This is a genomic window from Natrononativus sp. DTA114, assembly GCF_059736515.1.
In genome coordinates this window covers 1,301,225-1,322,862 of sequence record NZ_JCASSN010000001.1, presented here as the reverse complement: position 1 = coordinate 1,322,862, position 21,638 = coordinate 1,301,225, and the positions used below count along the sequence as shown (strand labels likewise).

The following is a 21,638-nucleotide window of genomic DNA, read 5'->3' as shown; positions in this document are numbered from 1 at the left end:
ACAGGACTGGGATTTGAACAGGTGCAAGACGGTCGGCTCACTTCGTTCGCCGCTGCGACTTGCGTGTTCAAATCCAGTCACCGGGTATCTGCCGCTCACGAGTTGTTCGCGGCAGAATACGCCAGGACTGGGATTTGAACCCAGAATCCCGAAAGGGAACACGCTTTCCAGGCGTGCGCCTTACCGTTCGGCCATCCTGGCTCACCCGATGATAGCCGGGTCGGTCGTTTAACTGTTACGAGACTGGACTGGTAGCAGTCGCCTACTCGTCGTCGGCAGCCTCGAGCGCGCGTCGCGCCGACCACGCCGCCACCCGGTGCTCGAGTGCGTACGCGCCAGCTGCCGCCCCCAGACCCACGACAAAGGCGAGCAGCGCGCCCTGCCCGATCGACACCAGCGGCTCGTCGTAGAGGGCGTAGCCCTGGACCAGCACCAGGAAGCTCATGAAGCCGACGGCGCCCCACAGCAGGGCCGACTTCACCCGCGGGCGCACGTTACTCGAGGTCAGCGATCGCTTCGATCTCGACGCCGACGCCCTTCGGCAGGTTCGCCACCTCGACGGCGCTGCGGGCCGGCGGCTCATCGTCGAAGTAGTCGCTGTAGGTGTCGTTCATCTCCTCGAAGTCCTCGATGTCGCCGAGGAAGACGGTGACCTTCAGGATATCCTCGGGACTCGCGCCTTCCTCCTCGAGGATGGCGACGAGGTTGTCCAGCGACTGCGCGGTCTGGGTGGCAATCGACTCGCCGTCCAGCAGTTCGCCGTCGGGCGTCATCGGGATCTGACCCGCAGTGAAGAGCAGCGAGCCGTTGGTCGTCGCCTGGCTGTACGCGCCCACCGCGGCAGGGGCGTCGTCGGTGCTGATGATGCGCTTCATGGCGGTTCGATTCCCGCCCGGGGCCTTAACGACACCGGGATGCTGCCGGAAGCGGCGGGCACAAACGCCTCGCGTGCGAAGGCACCGATAGTGCACCCCGCTCGCCTCGTCGCTTCGATTACCGCCGTCGTCGCGACCACGGCGGCCGCCGCGTCCCTTCTCCGGCCGGTCGTCGAGCGCGTCCGTGCTCGAGTCACTACCGAAATCCCCTTTTCGTCGCTGTTCGGCGGGACGTACGTCGGGCCGGAGTGGGCGACTCGACGGGGTACCACGGCCGGGCGGGCCGTCGGCGAGGTGGACGAGTTCGCCGTCTACGACCGTGCGGGGTTCGACTCAAGTGCCGTTCACCCCGAAATCCGGCGGTTCTACGAGCGGACGACCGAATACGACCTCGTCTACGAGACGACCTGGCATCGTGGCTTTCGAACGGGAGCGTGGCTCGCGTCGTTTCTGACGAGTCGGCTCGAACAACTGAATCTCCCGGGCCGTTCCGACGGCAGAGTTCGTCGCCTCGAGAGCCGAATCGCCCGCGTCGACCCCGCCGTCGACGGACGGGAGGCCCGCGTCTGGACGCGGACGGATCCCGATACGGGTGAGGCGGTGTTCGTCGCGATCTACGCGACCCACGAGCGCGCTGGCGTCACCTACGCGAACGTCGCGGTGCCGCTGCCGGGCGGGAACCTCTCGACGGTGTTACGTCCCGAACTGCTCGAGGCTGGTACCGCGGACGGCGCGACAGGCGTGCAGTTCACGACCCGCGGTCGCGGCGATGGCGGGCTGTATCTGGTTACATCCCGTGGCGCACTCGAGTTGCCGATGGCACAGTCGTTTCGCGTCTGGCCGGCCGACGGCTCCGCCGGACCGAGTCCCCGGACCACGGGTGCGACGCTCGTCGCCACTCACGAGATGTGGCTCTGCGGTCGACAGTTCCTGACGATCCGGTACGGTATCGAACCCGAGAGGGAAACGTAGCGGTCCGACAGACGTGCGGTCATATAAATGACCTATGAATGTCTGCTGCTCTTTTATTTGGAAACGTTTTAGTGGTGCAATACGAAGACGGATCATGGCCACACTCGTCGACCTCCACGCGCCCGCAACGGAGACCGCGCTGGGAGCCACGTTCGAGGAGGTACCGTCGCTCGAGTGCGAACTGGAGCAGGCAGCGATCGCCGGCTTCCCCGGCGTCTGGTGTTCTGGTGCCCGTCGGTCCGAACTCGAAGACGCGTTCGAGAGCGATCCATCAATCGAAGGCTACGAACTGCTCAGGGATAGAGACGCTTCGACGTTCCTCTACAACCTCGAACTGGCGGACGAGCGCATCGGACTTCTGCGGATTCCGATCGACGAGGGCGGGACGATACTGAGCGCCTCGGCGATCGACGGCACGTGGCTGTTTCGCATGCGGTTTCCCGATCGGGAGACGCTCTCCCAGACGTTCGACCGCATTCGAGCACACGATGTCGACGTCGACATCGTCCGCCTCCAGGAGATGACAAGTGAGACCGCGACCGAAATCGGCCTCACGAACGAACAGTACGAGGCGCTACAGGCCGCGGTCGAGTACGGCTACTACGACATTCCCCGCGAGATTTCGATGGAGGAGCTGGCGACCGAACTCGACATTTCCCACCAGGCGCTCTCCGAACGGCTCCGTCGGGCGTATCGGACCCTGGTCACGACCGAACTCGAGGAGAACGTGGTCGGCGAGGTGCCGGGGATCGAGTTCGAGTAACGTCGTTCAGACGAGGACTTCGACCGTATACCCTCGCTCTTCCATCGCCTCGATGAGCTCTGCGACGTGGTCGTGGCCCCGCGTCTCGAGGTCGAGTTCGACTTCGGTGTCGCTCATGCCGATGTCCCGGGAGGTCCGGTCGTGCTGGATCGCGTAGATGTTCGCCCTGTGGGCCGAGATGATTCCCAGCAGTTCCTCGAGCGCCCCCGGCCGATCCTTGAGTACCGTCCGCACCTTCAGGTAGCGGCCGGTTTCGACCAGTCCCCGCATGACGACGGTGGTGAGCATGTTGAGGTCGATGTTCCCGCCCGAGAGGATCGGCACGATGCGCTCGCCCGCTTCGAAGTCGAAGCGCTCGAACAGCAACGCCGCGAGCGGCACCGCGCCGGCGCCCTCGACCAGCGTCTTCGACCGCTCGAGCAGGTAGACGACGGCCATCGCGATCTCCGAATCCGGGACGGTGACGACCTCGTCGACGTACTTCTCGATCAGCGGGAAGTTGCGCTCGCCAACGCTGCGGGTGGCGATCCCGTCGGCCATCGTGTCGACGCCGTCGATCGGGACGATTTCGCCCTTCTCGAGGGAGGTTGCGACGCTCGAGGCGCCGTCGGCTTCGACGCCGATAACGCGGGTTTCGGGCCGACTCTCCTTGATCGCGGTGGCGACCCCGCCGATCAGGCCGCCGCCGCCGATCGGGACGACGACGGTGTCGACCTCGGGGAGATCGTCGAGGATCTCGAGGCCGATGGTCCCCTGGCCGGCGATCACGTACTCGTCGTCGAAGGCGTGGAGGTACGTGCGGTTCTCCTCTCGCTCGAGTTCGTGGGCTCGTTCGGCGGCCTCGTTGTAGTCGACGCCCGAGAGAACGACCTCGGCTCCGTAGCTTCGAGTGGCCTTTACCTTCGAAATCGGGGCGTTCTCGGGCATGACGATCTTCGAGTCGACGCCGGTTCGGGTCGCGGCGAGTGCAACCCCCTGGGCGTGGTTGCCCGCGCTCGCGGTGACGACACCCGCGTCCTTCTCCGTCTCCGACAGCGTTGCGATCCGGTTCGTCGCACCGCGGATCTTGAACGACCCCGTCCGCTGGAAGTTCTCCAGTTTGAGATGAACGTCCGCCCCCGTCATATCTGAATAGGTATGAGAGTACTCGAGCGGTGTGTGTCGCGACGTCTCCTGCACCCGCTCGCGAGCCTCGAGAATAGCCGACAGTCCGAGCATACGGCGGAGTACTCGGCAAGTACTGTTAAGGTTGTTGTCGTCCCGCCGCTCGGCGGGTTTCGAAGGGTGCTGTCAGAATGACAGCACGACAGGGAATACAGGGATGCACGGCGTGTGACGTGCGAGTATACACGAGGCCCCGGACTATATAAATCTCATGCACGTAGCCCGAAAGTGAAACCGGGGGACGAGAGCGACGTGAAAGTGATGTCTGACGGGAGGCAGACGATCGTCATTCGTGTGAGTGTACCACGGTCCGTGATCCCGAACAGTACTCGCGAACGCGGGACTCGAAGGAGCCGTCGCCCGGCCACGACGCACCCTCGACGGCCAGCCGTTCGGGGTCGCCAACGTAGGTCCACACCGAGTCGTCTCCTCGAGCGTGAGGGATCGCTACCCGAACGTACAACCCCCGGTCGACGCTCTCGTACTCGTCGAGGCGTGCGAGTTCGCGGTCGCCGACCGCGAGTAGCCGCCCGGTCACGCTGTCACCCGGCACGAGCGTCGGATAGGCCCCCTCGACGCGCTCGAGGCCCTCGAGGGTCGCCTCGCCGACGACCGAGTAGGTCTCCGGGCCGAGCACCGAGTCGGCCCGCTCCGGTTCCGTGAGCGTCCCGTAGACGAACACCTGCATGCGACTGGCTTTCGGCTCGAGTGCCTTGCTCGTATCGCTAGGATAAACATCCCACGGGGTTTTCGATTCGTATGGCAGATGTCGGCGTCCGCACTCGCGTGCTCGCGGTCTGGAAGCGCGTGCTGGCGCTCGCGTGGCCGATCATGGCCGAACAGACCACGCGGACGCTGATGCGCACGGTCGACATCATCGTCACCGGACTATTCTCGCCGGCCGCTATCGCGGCGATCGGTCTCGCGGACCTCTACGCGCGCCTGCCGCTGCGGATCGGCCTCGGCCTCGGCGGCGGCGCGATCGCGCTCTCGAGTCAGGACACCGGCAGCGGCGCCACGCGCACGCGTGACGAAGCCATTACGCAGGCGATCCTGATCGGCGCGATCACGGGGCTCCCCTTCGTGGTCCTGGGCTTTCTCCTGAGCGAGTACGCCATCGAGATCCTCGGAGCCGAGGCGGACGTCGTCGCCTTCGGTGCGATCTACCTCATGATCATCATGGCGACGGCGCCCGCCCGCCACGTCGGACTCATCGCCGCTCGAGCGCTCCAGGGCACCGGTGACACCAAGTCGCCGATGGTCGTCAACGTGATCGCGAACGTGTTCAACGTGACCGGGTCGGCCGTGCTTGGACTCGGCTTGCTCGGTGCACCCCGTCTCGAGATCGTCGGCGTCGGGCTCGCGACGGCCGTCTCGAACGTCTTTACCGCCGTGGTGCTCGTCGGCGTCATCGCCGGCCCGTGGCGTCAGGGCTCGCTCGTCGCGCCGACCGACTGGGTGATCACGAAGCAACTCGTCGCCGTCAGCACGCCTCGCGTCGCCGAGGGGATGGTCGCGACCGCGATCGAATTCCCCTTCAACGCCCTGCTGTTGCTCCTCGGGACGGAGGTCAACGCGGCCTACCAGGTCGGTCGCCGGGTCTACCAGCAGATCACCAGCCCGCTCTCCCGGGGCTACAACGTCGCCGCCAGCGTCGTCATCGGCCAGCATCTGGGCGACGGCAGCCCCGAGGACGCCCGGTTCGACGGCTGGGCGATCGCCGGCCTCGGGCTGGCGACCGTCGGCGTCATCGGTATCGTGCTCGCGGCGTTCGCCGATCACTTCGTGGCGATCTTCACCGACGACCCCGCCACCGTCGAGCACGCGATCACCTTCGCGCAGGCGTACGGCATCGGCGCACCGTTCCTCGTCGCCTACATCGTGATCGCCGGCGCACTCCAGGGGGCCGGCGAAACCACGATTCCCTTCGTCGCTCGAGCCAGCGGCCTCTTTCTGTTCTATCTGTGCTTTTCGTACGTCGCGGCGGTCCCACTCGAGTACGGCGTTCTCGGGATCTGTGCGGGGATTATCCTCTACTACATCTGGTCGCTCGCGGTCGTCACCGCGGGCTACGTCTACGGCGACTGGGCGGGCAAGGCGGCGCGGATGATGGAGGAGCGGGGGACGCTGTCGGACGATTGAAACCGTGTCCACAGGATACATTACGGGGAGGACCATCTAGCCGCTGAGACGGTCATGCCACAGGACCAAGGGAAGGTGCAGTCGATGTCGAACTTCGTGACGGCCGTTCGGCGGGCACTCGTTCCCGCGACGAAGCGGACGGATCTCGTCGACGCCGTTTGCGGGGCGTTTCCGACCGACGCCGGCTGGCTCTGGGTCGGCGAGTACGACTCCGAGTCGAGCTCGCTGCGCTCGCAGGCGACGACGATCGCCGCCCTCGAGGATCGGGAGCCGATCCCACTCGACGGGGAGACGGCCCGCCGCCGGCTTCTCGAGCGCGCGCTGACGACGGGAGCCGTCGAGTTCGCGTGCGGCGACGACCTCGCCGCGGACGGGCACGACGTCGCCGCGTCCCATCGCGTCGCGGTCGTTCCGCTCGTTCCGGACGGGACATCCGTCGGTGCGATCGAACTCGCCGCCAGTCGGGGCAACGGATTCGACGCGGCCGATCGCGAGGCGCTCTCGTCGCTTCAGGCGTGTCTCGAGGACGGCCTCGAGGCGTTCGATCCCGACGAGGGGGGCCGACCCGCCGCGCTAACGGATCACCTCCTCGAGACGGTTCCGACCGGGGTGATGATGGTCGACGCCGACGGCAACTTCACACGGTTCAATCGGCGCGCCACCGACATGCTGGAGCTCTCGGATCCCGACCAGTCGGGCTCTCTTCGCGAGATGCTCGACTGGACGGTGACAGCGCCCGACGGCGAGCCGATCCCCGAATCCGAGTATCCACACCGCCGCGTCATCGAGACGGGCGAGCCGGTGTTCAACGAGGTGATCCGGCTCGAACACGCGGAGAAGGACTCGATCTGGCTGTCGATCAACGGCAAGCCGCTGCCGGATCCCATCGGCGAGACCGCCGCGATATTCGCGGTCGAGGACGTCACCGATCAGAAGGAGCGTGAACGCTATCTCGAAGACGCGAAGGCACAGCTGGAAGCGGCGACCGACGCCGGCGCGATCGGCACCTGGGAGTGGCACATCCCCGACGATCGGTTCGTTACCGGCGCCTCCTTCGCCCGCACGTTCGGCGTCGATCCCGAAGCTGCCCGAACCGGCGTGCCGCTCGAGAAACTCACGTCCTCGATTCACGTGGCCGACCGCGACCGGGTCACAGAACGAATCCAGGAGGCCGTCGAGACGTGCGGCGACTACGAGGAGGAGTACCGCGTCTGGAACGCCGACGGCGAACTGCGCTGGGTGGTCGCCCGCGGCCACGTCGAGTGCGACGAGAACGGCGACGCCCAGACGTTCCCCGGCGCTCTCGCGGACATCACCGACCGAAAGCGAGCCGAGGAGGCGCTGCGACGCCACAAGAATCAGCTCAGAACGCTGATCCGCCTGCTCCCGGTCGGCGTCGTGGTCGCGGAGGCGGACGGCCGTCTCGTCGAGGCAAACGAGGCCGCCCGGGAGATCTGGGGCGGCGCCGTCTTCGACGCCGAGAAGCCGGCGGATTACAGCAAATTTTCCGTGCAGTGGGCGGAAACCGGCGAGTCGCTCGAACTCGAGGAGCGCCCCATGGTCAGAGTGCTCGACGGCGAAGAGATCACCGACCCCGATATCCTCGAGATCGAGGCCGATGACGGGACACGCCGGGTCATCATGGTCCACGGAATGCCGGTTCACGATGCGACCGGCAACGTCAGCCGCGGCGTCGTCACCATCACTGACATCACCGAGCGAAAGCGGCGGGAACAGCAGTTACAGCGACAGAACAGCCGACTCGAGAGTTTCGCAAGCATGCTGGCTCACGAGCTCCGTAACCCCCTCTCGATCGCCGAGATCTACCTCCCGCAGGCGGCCGACGGCGACGCCGAGGCGGCCGCCGAGGTCGAGACCTCGCTCGACCGGATCGAGAAGACGATCGACATGCTGCTCGTGCTCACCCGCGGCACCGAACTCGCGGTCGATCCGCAGCCGGTCTCGCTCGAGGAGACGGCTCTCGAGGTCTGGTCGACCCTCGACGAACCGGCCGCGAGCCTCGAGGTCGGCACCGCCCACGTGCTCGACGTCGAGCCCGCACACCTCACGCACATCCTCGAGAACCTCTTTCGGAACGCGCTCCAGTACGGCGGCGACGACGTGACGATCCGCGTCGGCTCGCTGTCAGACGGGTTTTACGTCGAGGATTCGGGGCCGGGGATCCCCGCCGACGAGCGAGAGCAGGTGTTCGAGGCGGGGTACACCACCGGAACGACGGGACTCGGGCTCGGCCTGACGTTCATCGCCCAGCTGGCCGAAACCTACGGCTGGGAGTGTCGGCTCGTCGGCGGCGCCGACGGCGGCGCCCGCTTCGAGTTCATCGGCGTCGATTTCGCCGGGGATCACAACCGTCCCCGATAGCCGCACCCGTCCTCACTCGAGCACCGTCGCCATCGTCTCCGGGAGCTGTCGGGCGAACGACTCGACTTCGAAACAGCGGACGTAGTAACGGTTGATCGACCGCTGCCACTCCCGCTCGTCGGCGTCGTTGACGTCGTCGAGACCTCGCTCGAGGGTGCTGTCCGCTCGCTCGAGCGCCTCGAGAGGATCCAAGAGCAGCCACCGCACGAGCGGGTCGTCGCGGTGAGCCAGCGCGGTGTCGACTGCATCGACGGCGGCTCGCTTTCGCTCCGGGAGGTCGGCCGGGTCGACGGTCCAGTCGGACTTGTCCCAGTGCCGTCGCCGGGGGAATTCGGTGAACGCCTCCTGGCTCTCTGCGAAGGCGTGATGATGAACCGCGAGCCGTGCGGCGCTCGCGAGATGGCCGCGGTCCAGCCGCTGCTCCGCCGGCAGCTCCGAGGTGTAGAGTCGTTCTCCGTGGGGGCCGTACGAGAGCGAGCGATCGACAGCGTAGCTGTCGTACTCCTCGTCGTGTTCCCACTCGACGGTCTCGAGGGTCTCCTCGACGGTTTCGAGGGTGTCCGTCGCCAGCGACTCCAGCCGGTCGGCGTAGTCGGTTCCCGCCGGGTCGCGGACGTACCACTCGAGGTCGTGGTGGGTCGCGGCCGCGCGAGCGAGCCGTCGCCACACGGTGGCGTAGTTCCAGTCGTCGCTCGGCGGATTGTCGGCAACGTTCTCGAGATCGCTCCGCGCGCTGCTTCGGAGTTCGTCGCTCTCCGCGTTGGCGACGATCGCGCCGATGAGCGACTCGCCGCGGTAGGGCTGATCGACGCCCTCGAGCGCGTCCGCTTCGGCCCTTCGACGGTCGTCGATCTCGTCCTGGCCGAGTCGTCCCGCTTCGTGCCGGTGTTCGCCGATCACTCTCGCCACGCCCGTCACCTCACTGCGCAACGATCCGAGGGCGCTTCGGCGCTCGGACGCGCTTGCGTCGGCGAGCGCGTCGGGCTCGTACTCGGCGGGGACGCTCTCGGGAACGCCCTCCTCCTGGGGACGATCGAGCTCGGCGTTCGCCTCCTCGAGAATCCCCTGCGTTCGCTCGTAGCTGGCCTCGAGATGATCGTCGCTCACGTCGGGGCCGGTTTCGACGGTGGGGACCGCCACCTCGAGCGCCGGGCGCAGCTCCTCGACGTCGGGATAGCGGATGATTCGCCGGCGCTGCCAGTAGCCGCCGCCGCCGAAGACGGCGAGCCCGGAGCCGGCGAGGAAGGCCCGTCTGCTGGGGGGCATGTTCGCCACTAGGTCAGTTGATTGATAAATATCTTCTCCCACACCGCCACGACTCGAGCAACCCGGGGGTTACTCGAGCAGCGTCGCCAGCGTCTCGGGCACCTGTTCGGCGAACGTCTCGGCCGTGAGACAGGCGACGTGGTAGCCGTTGATCGAGCGCTGCCACCGATCGCCGTCGGCGTCGTTGACGTCGTCGATCCGGCGCTCGAGACTGTCGTCTGTCCGTTCGAGCCTGTCGGCGGGAGCTGCGAGCAGCCACCGACCGAGCGGATCGTCGCGGCGCTCGAGGGCCGATTCGATCGCAGTGACCGCGGCCTCCTTTTGCTCCGGAAGTCCGTCGGCGTCGACGGCCCAGCCGAACTCTCCCCAGAACGATCGCGCTGGTATCTCGTCGAACCTGTCGAAGATCTCGAACATCGTGTGCCGGTAGCTCGCCGCTCGAACCCCGCTGGCGAGGAAGCCACCCTCGAGTTTCGTCGCCGGACTCGCGGCTTCGGTCCCGCGACCCATGTTGTATCTGGCGAGTGTGGAAGCGTAGCTCGGCCAGCCGTCGTCGCTGGTGATCTCCTCGTCGCGATCCCGACCGTCGAGCAGGGAAACGGCGCCCTCGAGCGCGGTCCGTAACTCGTCTTCGTAGTCTTCGCCGTCGACGTCCCGTTCGTGCCAGTCGCCATCCTCGAGGTGGGCGTCTGCCGCGGCGAGGTCGCCCCACGAACTGGCGTAGTCTCGGCTCCCCGCGTGGGCGCTGTCGTCTACCTCGTCGGCGAGCCGTTCGGCGGCGAGCCGCCGGTCGTCGACGATCCCGTTGGCGATGACCGCGTCCGCGAGCGACTCGCCCCGGTAGGGCGTTTCGGCGGCCTCGAGCGCCGCCCGGACGTCGCCGACTCGCTCGTCGAGATCCGACTGCTCGAGATCGCCGTCCTCGTATCTGGCCGTGCCGATCATCCTGTACGAACTGCGAGTGTACTCCCGCAGCCGCATGAGTCCGTTTCGCCGTTCGTCTCGGCTCGCTCCCGCGAGTTCCTCGGGGGCAAAGCGCTCGAGTTCGCTCTGTGTGGGGCTGATCCCCTGGCCGTCGGGCGTCGCCTCGTGGGCGTCCTCGAGGGCCGTCTTCGCCCGGTCGTAGGCTGCCTCGAGGTGGTCGTCGGCGACGGGTGCCCCAGCCTCGATCGCCGGCACCGACCGCTCGGCGGCCTCTCGCATCGCTTCGATCTCGGAGTGGCGAATGATTCGTCGGCGCTGCCAGTAGCCGACGCCGCCGAAGGCGACCAGTCCCGAGCCGGCGAGGAAGGTTCGTCTGCTGGAGGGCATGTTCGACGCTAGATACGAGCGCGGATAAATATTTCTTACGCAGTGATACGTTACGATCCGCCGCGGCGTTACCGATCAGCGAGCGGGACGAACTCCTGACCCTCGGCCCCGACGTAGCGCGAGCGCGGGCGGATCAGCCGGTTATCGTCGTACTGCTCGAGCACGTGGGCGATCCAGCCGCCGGCGCGGGACATCGCGAAGATGGGCGTGTAGATGTCGATCGGGATCCCCATCTGGTAGTACGTCGACGCGGAGTAGAAGTCGACGTTGGGGGCGAGGCCCTTCTCCTCGCCGAGGTAGTCTTCGATGGTGGCGCTCATCTTGTACCACTTCGTGTCGCCCGCGGCCTCGCCGAGTTCCTCGGATTTCGCGCCGAGGATCTTCGCGCGCGGGTCCTTGACGTTGTAGACGCGGTGGCCGAAGCCGGGGACGCGCCGGCCCTCCTCGAGGGCGGTTTCGATCCACTCGAGGGGGTCCATCTCGGCGTCGTCGACCTCCTTGAGCATCTCCATAACGTCCTGGTTGGCGCCGCCGTGGAGGCTGCCGCTCAGGGTGCCGACGGCGCTCGTGATCGCCGCGTGCATGTCCGCGAGCGTGCTCGCGGTGACCATCGCGGAGAACGTCGAGGCGTTCAGTCCGTGGTCGGCGTGGAGCACGAGCGCCTGGTCGAACGTCTCGGCGAGCACCTCGTCGGGTTCCTCGCCGTTTATCATGTAGAGGAAGTTCGCGGCGTGGCTCAGGTCCTCCCGTGGCGGGACGAACTCCTGGCCCTGGCGGGCGCGCTCGAAGGCGGCCAGCGCGGTCGGGATCTTCGCCGTGATGCGCCGTCCCTTCCGCAGGTTCGCCGCCTCGTCGGTCGGATCGGCGTCGGCGTCGGCGTCGAACGCCGAGAGCTGTGAGACCAGCGTTCGCACGGCGGCCATCGGCTCCTCGTCAGCCTCGGCGAGGGTGCGGGCCGTCTCGAGGATGGCGTCGTCGACGGTCCGCTCGGCGGCCATCGCGTCGGCGAACTCGCTGAGTTCACCCTCGTCGGGAAGGTGGCCGTGCCAGAGAAGAAAGACGACCTCCTCGTAGCTGGCGTCGCGGGCGAGGTCGTCGATGGTGTAGCCGCGATAGATCAGCCGACCGGCGTCGCCGTCGATCGAGCTGAGTTCGGATTCTGCGACCAACACGCCCTCGAGCCCTTTCTTGAGATCCTCCGTCATAGTCAGAATTTTGTAGCCGACTGGAAAAGCATTATCCTTTCCGGGCTTTCGTCTGGGCTATCTCTGGCGGGAAAGACACCCGATCAGCGTCGCCGCTCGGTAACGCTTTTCTCACCCGCGAGTGAACGACGAGTATGGACGCTGCCCGCGACGTCGAATACCGCCCAGTGAGCGTCAAGGAGGTGCTCGCGGAGATGAAAGACACCGCAGAGCTGCTGATCGACCTGTCTTACTCCGCGGTGTTGTTCGGGAGCGAAGAGGTCGCAGAGGAGGTGCTCGCGCTCGAGGAGCGCATGGATATTCTCCAGTTGCAGGCGCGGATGAGCCTGCTGATGGCCGCCCGAACCACCGACGACGCAGAACAGCTTGCACCAGTGCTCGGCGTCGTCGGCGCCGCCGAGAAGATCTCGGATGCAGCGGGGGATATCGCCAAGATCGTCCTCGAGGAGATCGGCCTCCCGGACGCGATGCGGACCGCCCTCCCCGAGGCCGTCGAGTCGGTCGTCCGCGCGACCGTCGAGGCCGACTCCCGGTTTGCCGGCCGCAGCCTCGGCGACCTGAACCTCGAGACCGAGACCGGGGTCCGGGTGATCGCGATCCGTCGCTCCGGCGAGTGGCTGCTCAACCCCGATCTCGAAACGGCCCTCGAAGTGGGCGACGTCGTGCTCATGCGCGGCTCCGAGGACAACGTCGGGCCGGTGTACGAGACCGTCTCGGGGAACCAGTACGAAACGCCGACGCCGGCCGAGCAGGGGATCGAGGATCTCGAACGGGCCGTCGACGCCATCGTGTTGATGAAGAACATGAGCGAACTCGCCGTCGACCTGGCCTACGGCGCGGTGCTGTACGACAGTACGGATCTCGCCGAGGAGGTCGCCGCCCTCGAGGCCGAAGTCGACGCCCTCGAGTCCCGGTTCGAGGCCTGGACGCTCCAGGCGGCCGGTCGGGTCGACGACCCCGTCGGGCTGCGGGGGCTCGTCCACCTCGCAGGGAGTACGGAGGTTATCAGCGACGCCGCCCTCGAGATCAGCGAGGGCGTCCTGCGTGGGCTCGGCACCCACGCGGTCGTCGCGGAGGCGGTTTCGGAGAGCGACGAGGTGATCGTCCGCGATACGGTCCGCGAGGGAAGCGCCCTCGACGGCGCGACGATCGGCGAGCAGATGGTGCGAACCGAAACCGGGATGCGGATCATCGCGATCCGCCGTCCGCGGGGCAGTCCGGAACCCCACGACGACGAGTGGGAGATCCAGCCCGGCCCCGAGACCCAGCTCCACGCTGGCGACGTCATCCTCGCGAAGGGGACCCGCGCGGGGGCGGATCGTCTCGAGGAACTGATCGTCTGAGGCGGTCGCTCGGCACCGTCTCCTCATCTGGAGCCGGGTCGTGACTGCGATCCTGTACTCCCGGTTCGCCTGAGACAACCGTTATTCTGCTCGGAGCAATGGAGTGCTCGAAGAGCCATGAGAGCGCAGTTATCTCGCGAACTCCCCTCGATAGCCGTCCCGGGGTTCACACGGTGGTATGACAGTCAGTGACTCCAGCGGGACGCAGTCGCGGACGCGTCTGGAGGTGATCCGAACCGGACTCGTGTACGGACTCGCAGCGATCGGATTGATCGTCATCGTAGCGCTGGTCGCCGGTGTGGCGGTCGACGTCGCCAGCTTCGACCGGACCAGCGGCGGCTACGAGCCGCCGTACGACGAGTTCACCGGCGAGCCGATCGACTGGGACGCAGAGACGTACACGACGCAGACGGGGATGGTTCAGCCGGGGTACGTGATCGACAACCACCTCGACTGTACGACCGGGATGATCGAGTTCGACGTGCTCCGCGTGATCTCCTTCGAGTTCAGGGAGGTTTCGGATCGGGCGATCGCCGTCCATCACCCCAGGGAGGCCTGCCTCGGGCGCGGCTTCGATCCGCAGTTCTGAGGCGCGGTCACTCGGTTTCGGCGCCCTCGAGTTCGCGCGAGAGCGCGACTGCCGACCGGATCGTGAGCGCGATGGCGACGATCCCGGCGGTCGTCGTCGCGAGCGTGAACGCGAGCGCGAGGTAGTACGCCGACAGCACGTCGCCGACGTTCTGAGAGGACCAGGCCGGAACGACGATGAAAAACAGGTAGACGCCGAGGGTAAACCAGACGCCGGCGACGAGCCCGAGCCTGGCGTTGCGTCCGACGTCGAGGGCAGCCAGAAACTGGGCGGTCGGCGGTCGCTCGGGGCGGTCCTGTGACACACGCGACCGTTAGCGCCCCGGGCACAAATGTACGTCGGATCCGTGTCGGTTCCCGGCGCTCGAACGGACGAGCCGCCGCCGGCCAGTCGCGCCGGAATGTTGGATTATTTATCTGTGCGACTGAAACTGAGGGGCATGCGCCTCTCCGACGCGACGAACGCGGTTCACCGCGCACTTCGACGACGCCCCTCCGATCTGTTGCCGTTCTACGTCCTCGGCGCCGCCGTACCCGCCGTCGCCCGCGTTCTTCCGATGGCCGTCCTGCTGGCCGTCTACGTCGCCTTCGAGCTGACCGGTCGACTCGACGCCGTTCGGGCCGAACTCGCCCAGATCGACGAGCCGGCGCCCGGCCTCGATCCCGACTCCGAGGAGGCTCTCGGCGAGTGGGTGATCGAGGAACTCGGACCGGCCCTCGAGACGCTGTTCACGCCCGAACTCCTCTGGCCGCTCCTCTTGCTGTTTGCGGTCACGGGACTGCTCATGGTCTTCCTCATGATCGGGCTCACCGCGGTCATCTCGGCGGGCCAGTTGGCTGCCTGTGCCGCTCGGCTCCGCAACCGTCGGGGGCTGACGGCGGGGATCGCGGGTGTTCGACGGTACTGGCTGACGTTTCTCGCCCTCTACCTGCTCGAGCTCGTCCTCTGGTTCGTCGTCAGCGCCGCACTGCTCGTTCTCGCGGCCCTCGGCGCCGGGCTGTTCGGGCTCGCAACCGGCCTGCCGGAGGTCGGCGTCCTCCTCGCCTTCCTCGTCGTCCCGGTGTGGATCGCGGCTGTCGCCGTGATCCGGGCGCTCTTCGCGTTCGCCCCGGTCGCAGTCGTCGCCGACGATGTGGGCGTGTTTGCGTCGCTCAGACGCGCCGTCGGCTTCGTCCGCCGCGAGCCGGTTGCCGCGGCGTTCTACTACGTCGTGGCCGTCGGCGGACTGCTCGCGTTCGGGGTCGTCGCCGGCATCCTCTCACTGTTTGGCGCGGGCACCGCGCTCTCGCTCGCGAGTTCGGTCGTCTTGCTCCCCGTTCTCGAGCTACTGAAGACCGGCCTCTACCTCGGCTCGCAGGACCGTCTCTCCCCGCCGCCGCTTCCCGAAGCCGGCGTCCGTCGTCAGCTTCGCGCCGGCACCCGACGCGGCTGGGACGAGATGCTCCTGTTCGTCCGCCGGACGCCGGGGCTCCACGCGCTCTCGGTCGCCTCGATCGGCATCGGGTTCGGGATGGGGTGGCTCGCGGCCGACCCCCTCGTCGGCGTCGTCGAAACCTCGATCGCGGGCCGACTCGAGGGCCACCTCGCTCCGCGAGCCGCCCTCGAGTTCTTCGGTAACAACTGGATGGTAGCGCTGACGACCGCCTACTCGGGGGTCGCACTCGCCGTCCCGGCGCTCGTCTCGCTGTGGTTCAACGGCCTCGCCATCGGCGCCGTCGCCAGACTCGAGGCCGAACTCCTCGAACTGGTCGCGTTCGTCGTCCCCCACGGAATTTTCGAGATTCCGGCGATCATCGTCGCCGGCGCGGTCGGCATCCACCTGGGCGTTCGCTGGTGGGAGGCCCTCCGCGGCCGACTCGAGCGGTCGGCGTTCGCCGACAGTTTAGAGCGGGCGTTCTGGGTGCTGATCGGGGTCGGCATCCTGCTCGCCGTCGCCGCGTTCATCGAGGGATTCATCAGCCCCTACTACTGGCGGCCGTTCCTCTAGTCGGCCGTTTCGGTCGCCGCGTCGGTGTGTTCCTCGAGACACTCGATCGCCTCGCTTGCCCCCTGAATCCCTCGGCGTCGCCGCGTCGTCTTTCACGGCTCGAGTAGCCGATCCCGCCGGAAATCCGTGTCGTCGGACACCGCGGCGGCCTGGAAACCGGGGCGAGAGGTGTCGGTATACCGAACCAGTAAAGGCGGGTGCGCCCCTCGTCGGGCACATGACGACGACGCTCGGAACGGCGAGCGCGGCTCCCGGCGAGATCGATACGGGCCGTCTCGAGGTCGGCGAAACTCGAGACGGCAGCCCGTTCGGGCTTCCCGTCGCCGTGATCAACGGCGCGGAGCCGGGGAAGACGCTCTATCTGCAGGCTGCAAGCGACGGCGACGAACTCAACGGGGTGGGGGTTATCCAGCGGGTGGTTCCGCGTCTCGATCCCGCCGACATCTCGGGGACGATCCTGATCGTCGGCATCGTCAACTACCACGCGTTCCAGGTCGCGGAACACCGGAACCCGGTCGACGACACGAAGATGAACCGCGCCTATCCCGGCAAGGAAGCGGGCACCTCGAGCGAACGCATCGCCCACGCAACCTTCGAGGCGGCCACCCGGGCGGACCTGATACTCGACCTCCACCAGGGATCGACCAGCCGGATGATCGACGAGGTCCGGGTTCGCTGTGGCACCCGCCACCGGCTCCACGAGGAGTGTCTCGAGCTGGCGAAGGTATTCGACTGCGGCTACGTTCTGGATCAGAAGGGGCCGGACGGCCAGCTCGCCCGCGCGGCGCCCGACGAGGGGATTCCGACGGTCGATCCCGAACTCGGCGGTTGTGTCGGATGGGACGAAACGAGCATCGAGAAGGGCGTAACGGGCGTGTTCAACGTTCTTCGCTACTACGGCTTTCTGGCGGGTGATGGGACGGAGACGGAGCCCGACCCGCAGACTCGTGCGGCCGGTTTCGAGCAGTACGGCGCGCCCGCTGGCGGACTCGTCCGTTTTCACAAGGAACTCGGAGCTGAGGTCGGCGGGGGCGACCTGCTGTTCGAGGTGACGACCGCCTTCGGCGAGCCCAGGGCGGAAGTGACCGCCGACAGCGACGGGATCTTCTGGCGCAGCCGGCGACTGCCGCAGGTGGCTACCGGCGAGTACGTCTGTTCGGTCGGCACCGACGTCGACCGGTACTGATCATGGCGGCCGATCTCACCTGTCCGGACTGTGACGCCCAGTACGCCGCCGGACCCGACGAACCCTGGCGGTGTGCCTGCGGTCACGCCCTCGAGTTCACGGATCGTCCGCATCCGACCGGGAACCCGTTGCCCCTGTCGAAACTCGACACCAGCGACGGTCTCTGGACGTTCTTCGAGTTCATCCCGATCGAGAAACACGTCACGCTGGGGGAGGGGTTTACGCCGCTGGTCGACGCCCCCGACTGGGGAGCGCAGTTCAAACTCGAGTACGTCTTCCCGTCGGGTTCGTTCAAGGACCGCGGGGCGACGACGACGCTCTCGCGGGCCGTCGAACTCGGCGTCGAGACGGTGATCGAGGACTCCTCGGGGAACGCGGGCGCCGCCATCGCGATGTACGCGGCGCGAGCGGGCCTCGACGCCGAAATATACGTCCCCGCCGACGTCAAGCAGTCGAAGCTGATGGCGATCCAGCGCGCCGGGGCTCGACCGGTTCGAGTCGAGGGCTCCCGCGAGGACGTGACGGCGGCGTGTATCGACGCCGTCGAGGGCACTACGGGAAGTTCGAGCGGGGATGCTCCGCGACAGGAGGGCGATGGCTGGTACGCCTCCCACGCCTGGAACCCCGCGTTCTACGCGGGAACGATGACGTTCGCGTTCGAGGTGGCCGCCCAGCGCGGCTGGACCGTTCCCGACGCCCTCGTTCTCCCCATCGGCCACGGAACGCTCTTTCTGGGCGCCTACCGTGGCTTCTCGCTGCTCTACGAGGCCGGAATCGTCGACCGCCTCCCCCGGCTGCTCGGGGCGCAGGCCGCGGGCTACGCCCCCATAGTCGCCGCCACCGGCGGCGACACCGGCGACGGGCGAGCCGAGATCGCCGACGGCATCCAGATCGCCGAACCCGCCCGCGGCACGCAGATCCTCGAGGCCCTCGAGGCGACCGACGGCGACGTGGTCGCCCTCGGCGACGACCCCGTCGAAACGACGCTCGATCGCCTCCACCGGAGCGGCTTCTACGTCGAACCGACGTGTGCGGTCGCCCCCGCTGCACTCGAGCGCTACCGCGCCGATGGCGTGATCGACGACGGAGACGACGTGGTCGTTCCGCTAACGGGGAGCGGACTCAAGACCCTCTAACGCCGATGGTTAACTTCCCACCCGGCTTCTGTCCCTACTGCGGTACCGCACTCGACCCCATCCATTTCGACGGCCGCGACCGGCGGCACTGTGCCGACTGCGATCGGATCGTCTGGCACAACCCCGTTCCCTGTGCGAGCGTCGCGGTGGTCGACCGCCGGGAGGAAGCGAACGCGGTGCTGTGCATCGAACGGGCGGCACCACCGGGCGTCGGCGAGTGGTCCCTGCCGGGTGGCCACATGGAACTCGAGGAGCAACCAGCGCAAGCGGCCACGAGAGAACTGGCGGAGGAAACCGGCCTGACCGTCGACCCCGACGCGCTCCGGATCCACGATGCGATTTCCCTGCCGCCGCGGGACGGAAAGGGAGTCGTCTTGATCCTGTACACCGTCAACGCGGCGGCGACGTCGGGAGAGCCACGGGCCGGGACCGACGCCGCCGCGGCCAGGTTTTTCACCCCCGCCGCGTTCGACGCTTCCGGCGAAACGTTCCGGCCGGTACACGAGGAGCGGTTTCGGGAGGTCGCAGCACTCGAGTGATCGCCCGCCGACCGCGGGGTCGGAACCGAGGTGCGGGCGCCGCCGCCGTCGAAACCCGACATTCCTTTACTCGAGCCCCCAGAACGGAGGGGTATGTTCCTCTCCCTACGCGCGGAGGTCGAGGACGCCCTCGAGGGGGCGCTCGCCGCACTCGACCTGCCGACCGACGACCTCGGGATCGAAGAGCCGCCGGAAGACGTCCCCGCCGTTCTCGCCTCGAGCGTGGCCTTCCGACTCGCCGGCGAGCTCGGGATGGCCCCGCCGCAGGCGGCCGCCGAGGTGGCGGACGAGATCGACGTCGCCGCTCTCGAATACGTCTCCGCGATCGAAACGCAGGGGCCGTACCTGAACTTCCTGCCGAGTGCGGCCTACTACGCCGAGACGCTGTCGGCGGGGGTCGACGGCGACTACGGCCATCTCCCGGCCCGCGGCGAGTCCGTCGTCGTCGAGCACACGAGCGCGAACCCCACGGGGCCGGTCCACGTCGGTCGCGCCCGGAACCCGATCATCGGCGACGCGGTGGCGAACGTGCTCGACGCCGCGGGCTACAACGTTTCCCGACACTACTACGTCAACGACGCCGGTCGGCAGATGGCGGTCTTCACCTGGGCCTACGAGACGTTCGACGAGGACGACCTCGAGAGCGACCCCGAACGCGACCGCCCCGAGTACGACCTGGTCCGGTACTACCGGAAGGGCAACGCCTTCCTCGAGAACGCCGACCCCGCCGACGTCGCCGAGGCCGAAGCCGAGATCGAGGCGATCATGCAGGGGCTCGAGGCGGGCGACGAGGCCGCCTACGAGCGGGTCAGCGTCGTCGTCGATCAGGTGCTCGGCGGGATGAAGGAGTGTCTCGCCCGCCTGCCAGCGGAGTTCGATCGATTCGTCAAGGAAACGGAGTTTATGCGCGACGGCTCGACCGACGACGTCGTCGCTCGTCTCAAGGAACTCGACGGGGCGGTGTACGAGGACGACGCCTGGCAACTCGACCTCGAGGCCCAGGGGATCGACAAGAATCTCGTCTTCTTGCGTGCGGACGACACCTCGCTGTACCCCACCCGCGACCTGGCCCACCACGAGTGGAAGTTCGACAACTACGACCGGGCGGTGACGGTGCTCGGCGAGGACCACAAGCTCCAGGCTGAACAGCTCCGCACGACCCTCGAGTTGCTCGGCAACGACACCGACCAGCTTCGGCAGGTGATCTACTCCTACGTCAACCTGCCCGAGGGGAAGATGAGCACCCGGCGGGGCACCGGCGTCGACCTCGACGACCTGCTCGACGAGGCGATCGACCGCGCCCGCGCGGAGGTCGAGGATCGACTGGACGACCGCATCCGCGACGACGATCTGGAGGAGGAAGACATCAACCGAATCGCCCACCAGGTCGGCATCGGCGCGGTGCGCTACGACATCGTCTCGAAGCAGCCGACGAAGGCGATCACCTTCGAGTGGGACCGCGCGCTCGACTTCGAGGCCCAGTCGGCCCCGTACGTCCAGTACGTCCACGCGCGCTGTTGTGGTATCTTGGCGGAGGGCGGGTTCGATCTCGACGGCGATCTCACCGACCAGGGGCTGACGCTCGAGGACGGCGCCGCCGACCGGCTCGAGACCGACGCCGAGCGCGAGTTGCTCGAGACGATCGCCCGACTTCCCGCGGTGATCGACGAGGCGGCGGACGATTTGGAGCCACACCAGGTCGCCACCTACACCCGCGAGTTCGCCGAGCGGTTCAACGCCTTCTACCGGGAGTGCCCGGTGCTGGCCGACGACGTCGACGAGGAAACGAGGGCGGCGCGCCTCGCGCTGGTGGCGGCCTCGCGGCACACGGTCGCGAACGCGCTGTCGGTGCTGGGCGTATCGCCGCCGCGCTCGATGTAGAGCGGATCCGGTCACGGATCGGATTTCCTCTCGAACCGGAGAGAACGTGAAGATCTCCGGTTACCACACACTGGGTGGTTTACTTTGCCGTTTTGTAAACCAGCGCCGCGAGTTCGTCCTTGCTGATCTTGCCGTCGCGGTAGTCGATTAACCAGTCGACGCGGACATAGAAGGCCTGGACGACCTTCCCGTCGCGATCGTAGATAGTCCACTTGATCTTGTCTATCTCGTTCTTGAACTTCTTCGGACTGATGACCGCGTCCGAGCCGTCGTTCATCACCTGCTCGAGCATCTCGTACCGTTCCTGGTCGTTCTTCGGGACCCGTTTGACGGTAACTTCGAGGGAGAGCGTCCGCTTTTCGCGGACGACTTTGTCGATGACGGCGTCTTGCTTTCGCAACTCGAGTTTGTCCTTGTCGATTCCGGGGATGTCGTCGAGGTCGTCCGTCTTTCCGTCGTCGTCGCGGTCCTTTTCGCTGTCATCGTCCTTCTCATCGCCGTCGTCACGACTCGAATCGGTATCTCCGTTCGTATCGCTGCCACCGTCGTCGTCTCCACGCGAGGTGTCGTCGTCCGTTCCTGTGCCGGTACGGCCGTCGTCATCACCGTCTTCGCTCGCTGTTTCCGAACAGCCAGCAAGGGCGGTTGCGAGTACGGCACCGCTGCCGAGGAGGATCTGTCGTCGCTCCATACGAGCACAGCCACCTGCCTCCATGATTAGTAATTAGCTCGTACCGTCTCCGGTTCGTGACCGCCCCCTGAACGCCAGGACTGACGCCGTGGGGAGCGGTGTTTCGGGGTGACACTGTCACCGTTCCTGACCCTCAGGAGGCGGTTACTGCACCGCTTCGGTGACTGTGTCACTGTGAAGAAGTATTGACCTGCCTCGGGGTAGCC

Annotated in this window: 20 protein-coding genes and 1 tRNA gene; 11 read left to right on the top strand and 10 right to left on the bottom strand. The window is 67.0% G+C overall.

Annotated elements, in window-relative coordinates; translation table 11 throughout:
• Nucleotides 1-119: 119 nt before the first annotated feature.
• From AC6I6S_RS06810 to AC6I6S_RS06800, 3 genes are all read right to left on the bottom strand, one after another.
• A tRNA-Ser gene (locus tag AC6I6S_RS06810) sits at nt 120-201 on the bottom strand.
• Nucleotides 202-262: 61 nt separating this feature from the next.
• Nucleotides 263-493 (bottom strand): DUF7981 family protein, encoded by a 231-nt coding sequence (locus AC6I6S_RS06805; protein WP_497948981.1) that lies wholly within the window; start codon nt 491-493, stop codon nt 263-265.
• A 1-nt stretch (nt 494) separates the two neighbouring features.
• Nucleotides 495-875 carry a Rid family detoxifying hydrolase gene (locus AC6I6S_RS06800; protein WP_497948980.1) on the bottom strand — a complete coding sequence of 127 codons (381 nt, stop codon included), beginning with the start codon at nt 873-875 and terminating at the stop codon, nt 495-497.
• Nucleotides 876-965: 90 nt separating this feature from the next.
• On the opposite strand from AC6I6S_RS06800, the gene AC6I6S_RS06795 reads away from it, so the two are divergent.
• Nucleotides 966-1,847 carry a hypothetical protein gene (locus tag AC6I6S_RS06795; protein ID WP_497948979.1) on the top strand — a complete coding sequence of 294 codons (882 nt, stop codon included), beginning with the start codon at nt 966-968 and terminating at the stop codon, nt 1,845-1,847.
• A 94-nt stretch (nt 1,848-1,941) separates the two neighbouring features.
• A complete protein-coding gene (locus AC6I6S_RS06790; protein WP_497948978.1) occupies nt 1,942-2,610 on the top strand; it encodes a helix-turn-helix domain-containing protein in 669 nt (222 codons plus the stop codon).
• A 6-nt stretch (nt 2,611-2,616) separates the two neighbouring features.
• Here the strand turns inward: AC6I6S_RS06790 and ilvA are convergent, their stop codons facing one another.
• Together ilvA and AC6I6S_RS06780 are read right to left on the bottom strand one after the other, a co-directional pair.
• Nucleotides 2,617-3,828 (bottom strand): threonine ammonia-lyase, encoded by a 1,212-nt coding sequence (gene ilvA, locus AC6I6S_RS06785; RefSeq protein WP_497948977.1) that lies wholly within the window; start codon nt 3,826-3,828, stop codon nt 2,617-2,619.
• 232 nt (nt 3,829-4,060) lie between these two features.
• A complete protein-coding gene (locus AC6I6S_RS06780; RefSeq protein ID WP_497948976.1) occupies nt 4,061-4,462 on the bottom strand; it encodes a gamma-glutamylcyclotransferase family protein in 402 nt (133 codons plus the stop codon).
• Nucleotides 4,463-4,533: 71 nt separating this feature from the next.
• On the opposite strand from AC6I6S_RS06780, the gene AC6I6S_RS06775 reads away from it, so the two are divergent.
• Both AC6I6S_RS06775 and AC6I6S_RS06770 read left to right on the top strand, forming a co-directional pair.
• Nucleotides 4,534-5,916 (top strand): MATE family efflux transporter, encoded by a 1,383-nt coding sequence (locus tag AC6I6S_RS06775; RefSeq protein WP_497948975.1) that lies wholly within the window; start codon nt 4,534-4,536, stop codon nt 5,914-5,916.
• 54 nt (nt 5,917-5,970) lie between these two features.
• Nucleotides 5,971-8,298 (top strand): PAS domain S-box protein, encoded by a 2,328-nt coding sequence (locus AC6I6S_RS06770; protein WP_497948974.1) that lies wholly within the window; start codon nt 5,971-5,973, stop codon nt 8,296-8,298.
• Between the two features lie 12 nt (nt 8,299-8,310).
• On the opposite strand, the gene AC6I6S_RS06765 is transcribed toward AC6I6S_RS06770, so the two are convergent.
• From AC6I6S_RS06765 to citZ, 3 genes are all read right to left on the bottom strand, one after another.
• Entirely contained in the window at nt 8,311-9,564 is a 1,254-nt protein-coding gene (locus AC6I6S_RS06765) for a hypothetical protein (protein WP_497948973.1), read from the bottom strand.
• A 69-nt stretch (nt 9,565-9,633) separates the two neighbouring features.
• Nucleotides 9,634-10,875, bottom strand: coding sequence for a hypothetical protein (locus AC6I6S_RS06760; RefSeq protein ID WP_497948972.1), 1,242 nt, complete (start codon nt 10,873-10,875; stop codon nt 9,634-9,636).
• A gap of 68 nt (nt 10,876-10,943) precedes the next feature.
• The gene (gene citZ, locus AC6I6S_RS06755) at nt 10,944-12,080 is read right to left on the bottom strand and encodes a citrate synthase (protein WP_497948971.1); all 1,137 of its coding nucleotides are present in this window, start codon (nt 12,078-12,080) and stop codon (nt 10,944-10,946) included.
• A gap of 134 nt (nt 12,081-12,214) precedes the next feature.
• Between citZ and AC6I6S_RS06750 the strand changes: the two genes are divergently transcribed.
• Together AC6I6S_RS06750 and AC6I6S_RS06745 are read left to right on the top strand one after the other, a co-directional pair.
• On the top strand, nt 12,215-13,423 hold the full coding sequence (locus AC6I6S_RS06750; RefSeq protein WP_497948970.1) for a potassium channel family protein: 1,209 nt from the start codon (nt 12,215-12,217) through the stop codon (nt 13,421-13,423).
• Nucleotides 13,424-13,601: 178 nt separating this feature from the next.
• Entirely contained in the window at nt 13,602-14,012 is a 411-nt protein-coding gene (locus AC6I6S_RS06745) for a hypothetical protein (RefSeq protein WP_497948969.1), read from the top strand.
• A 7-nt stretch (nt 14,013-14,019) separates the two neighbouring features.
• Here the strand turns inward: AC6I6S_RS06745 and AC6I6S_RS06740 are convergent, their stop codons facing one another.
• Entirely contained in the window at nt 14,020-14,316 is a 297-nt protein-coding gene (locus AC6I6S_RS06740) for a DUF7536 family protein (RefSeq protein WP_497948968.1), read from the bottom strand.
• 135 nt (nt 14,317-14,451) lie between these two features.
• Between AC6I6S_RS06740 and AC6I6S_RS06735 the strand changes: the two genes are divergently transcribed.
• From AC6I6S_RS06735 to argS, 5 genes are all read left to right on the top strand, one after another.
• Nucleotides 14,452-15,999 (top strand): stage II sporulation protein M, encoded by a 1,548-nt coding sequence (locus AC6I6S_RS06735; protein ID WP_497948967.1) that lies wholly within the window; start codon nt 14,452-14,454, stop codon nt 15,997-15,999.
• A 217-nt stretch (nt 16,000-16,216) separates the two neighbouring features.
• Nucleotides 16,217-17,185 carry a succinylglutamate desuccinylase/aspartoacylase family protein gene (locus AC6I6S_RS06730; RefSeq protein WP_497948966.1) on the top strand — a complete coding sequence of 323 codons (969 nt, stop codon included), beginning with the start codon at nt 16,217-16,219 and terminating at the stop codon, nt 17,183-17,185.
• A gap of 2 nt (nt 17,186-17,187) precedes the next feature.
• A complete protein-coding gene (locus tag AC6I6S_RS06725) occupies nt 17,188-18,321 on the top strand; it encodes a pyridoxal-phosphate dependent enzyme (RefSeq protein ID WP_497948965.1) in 1,134 nt (377 codons plus the stop codon).
• A 5-nt stretch (nt 18,322-18,326) separates the two neighbouring features.
• Nucleotides 18,327-18,860 (top strand): NUDIX domain-containing protein, encoded by a 534-nt coding sequence (locus tag AC6I6S_RS06720; protein ID WP_497948964.1) that lies wholly within the window; start codon nt 18,327-18,329, stop codon nt 18,858-18,860.
• A gap of 93 nt (nt 18,861-18,953) precedes the next feature.
• The gene (gene argS, locus AC6I6S_RS06715) at nt 18,954-20,741 is read left to right on the top strand and encodes an arginine--tRNA ligase (protein WP_497948963.1); all 1,788 of its coding nucleotides are present in this window, start codon (nt 18,954-18,956) and stop codon (nt 20,739-20,741) included.
• Nucleotides 20,742-20,820: 79 nt separating this feature from the next.
• Here argS and AC6I6S_RS06710 read toward each other — a convergent pair whose 3' ends face one another.
• Complete coding sequence (locus tag AC6I6S_RS06710) at nt 20,821-21,432, bottom strand: DUF8159 domain-containing protein (protein ID WP_497948962.1); 612 nt, start codon at nt 21,430-21,432, stop codon at nt 20,821-20,823.
• Between the last annotated feature and the right edge of the window lie 206 nt (nt 21,433-21,638).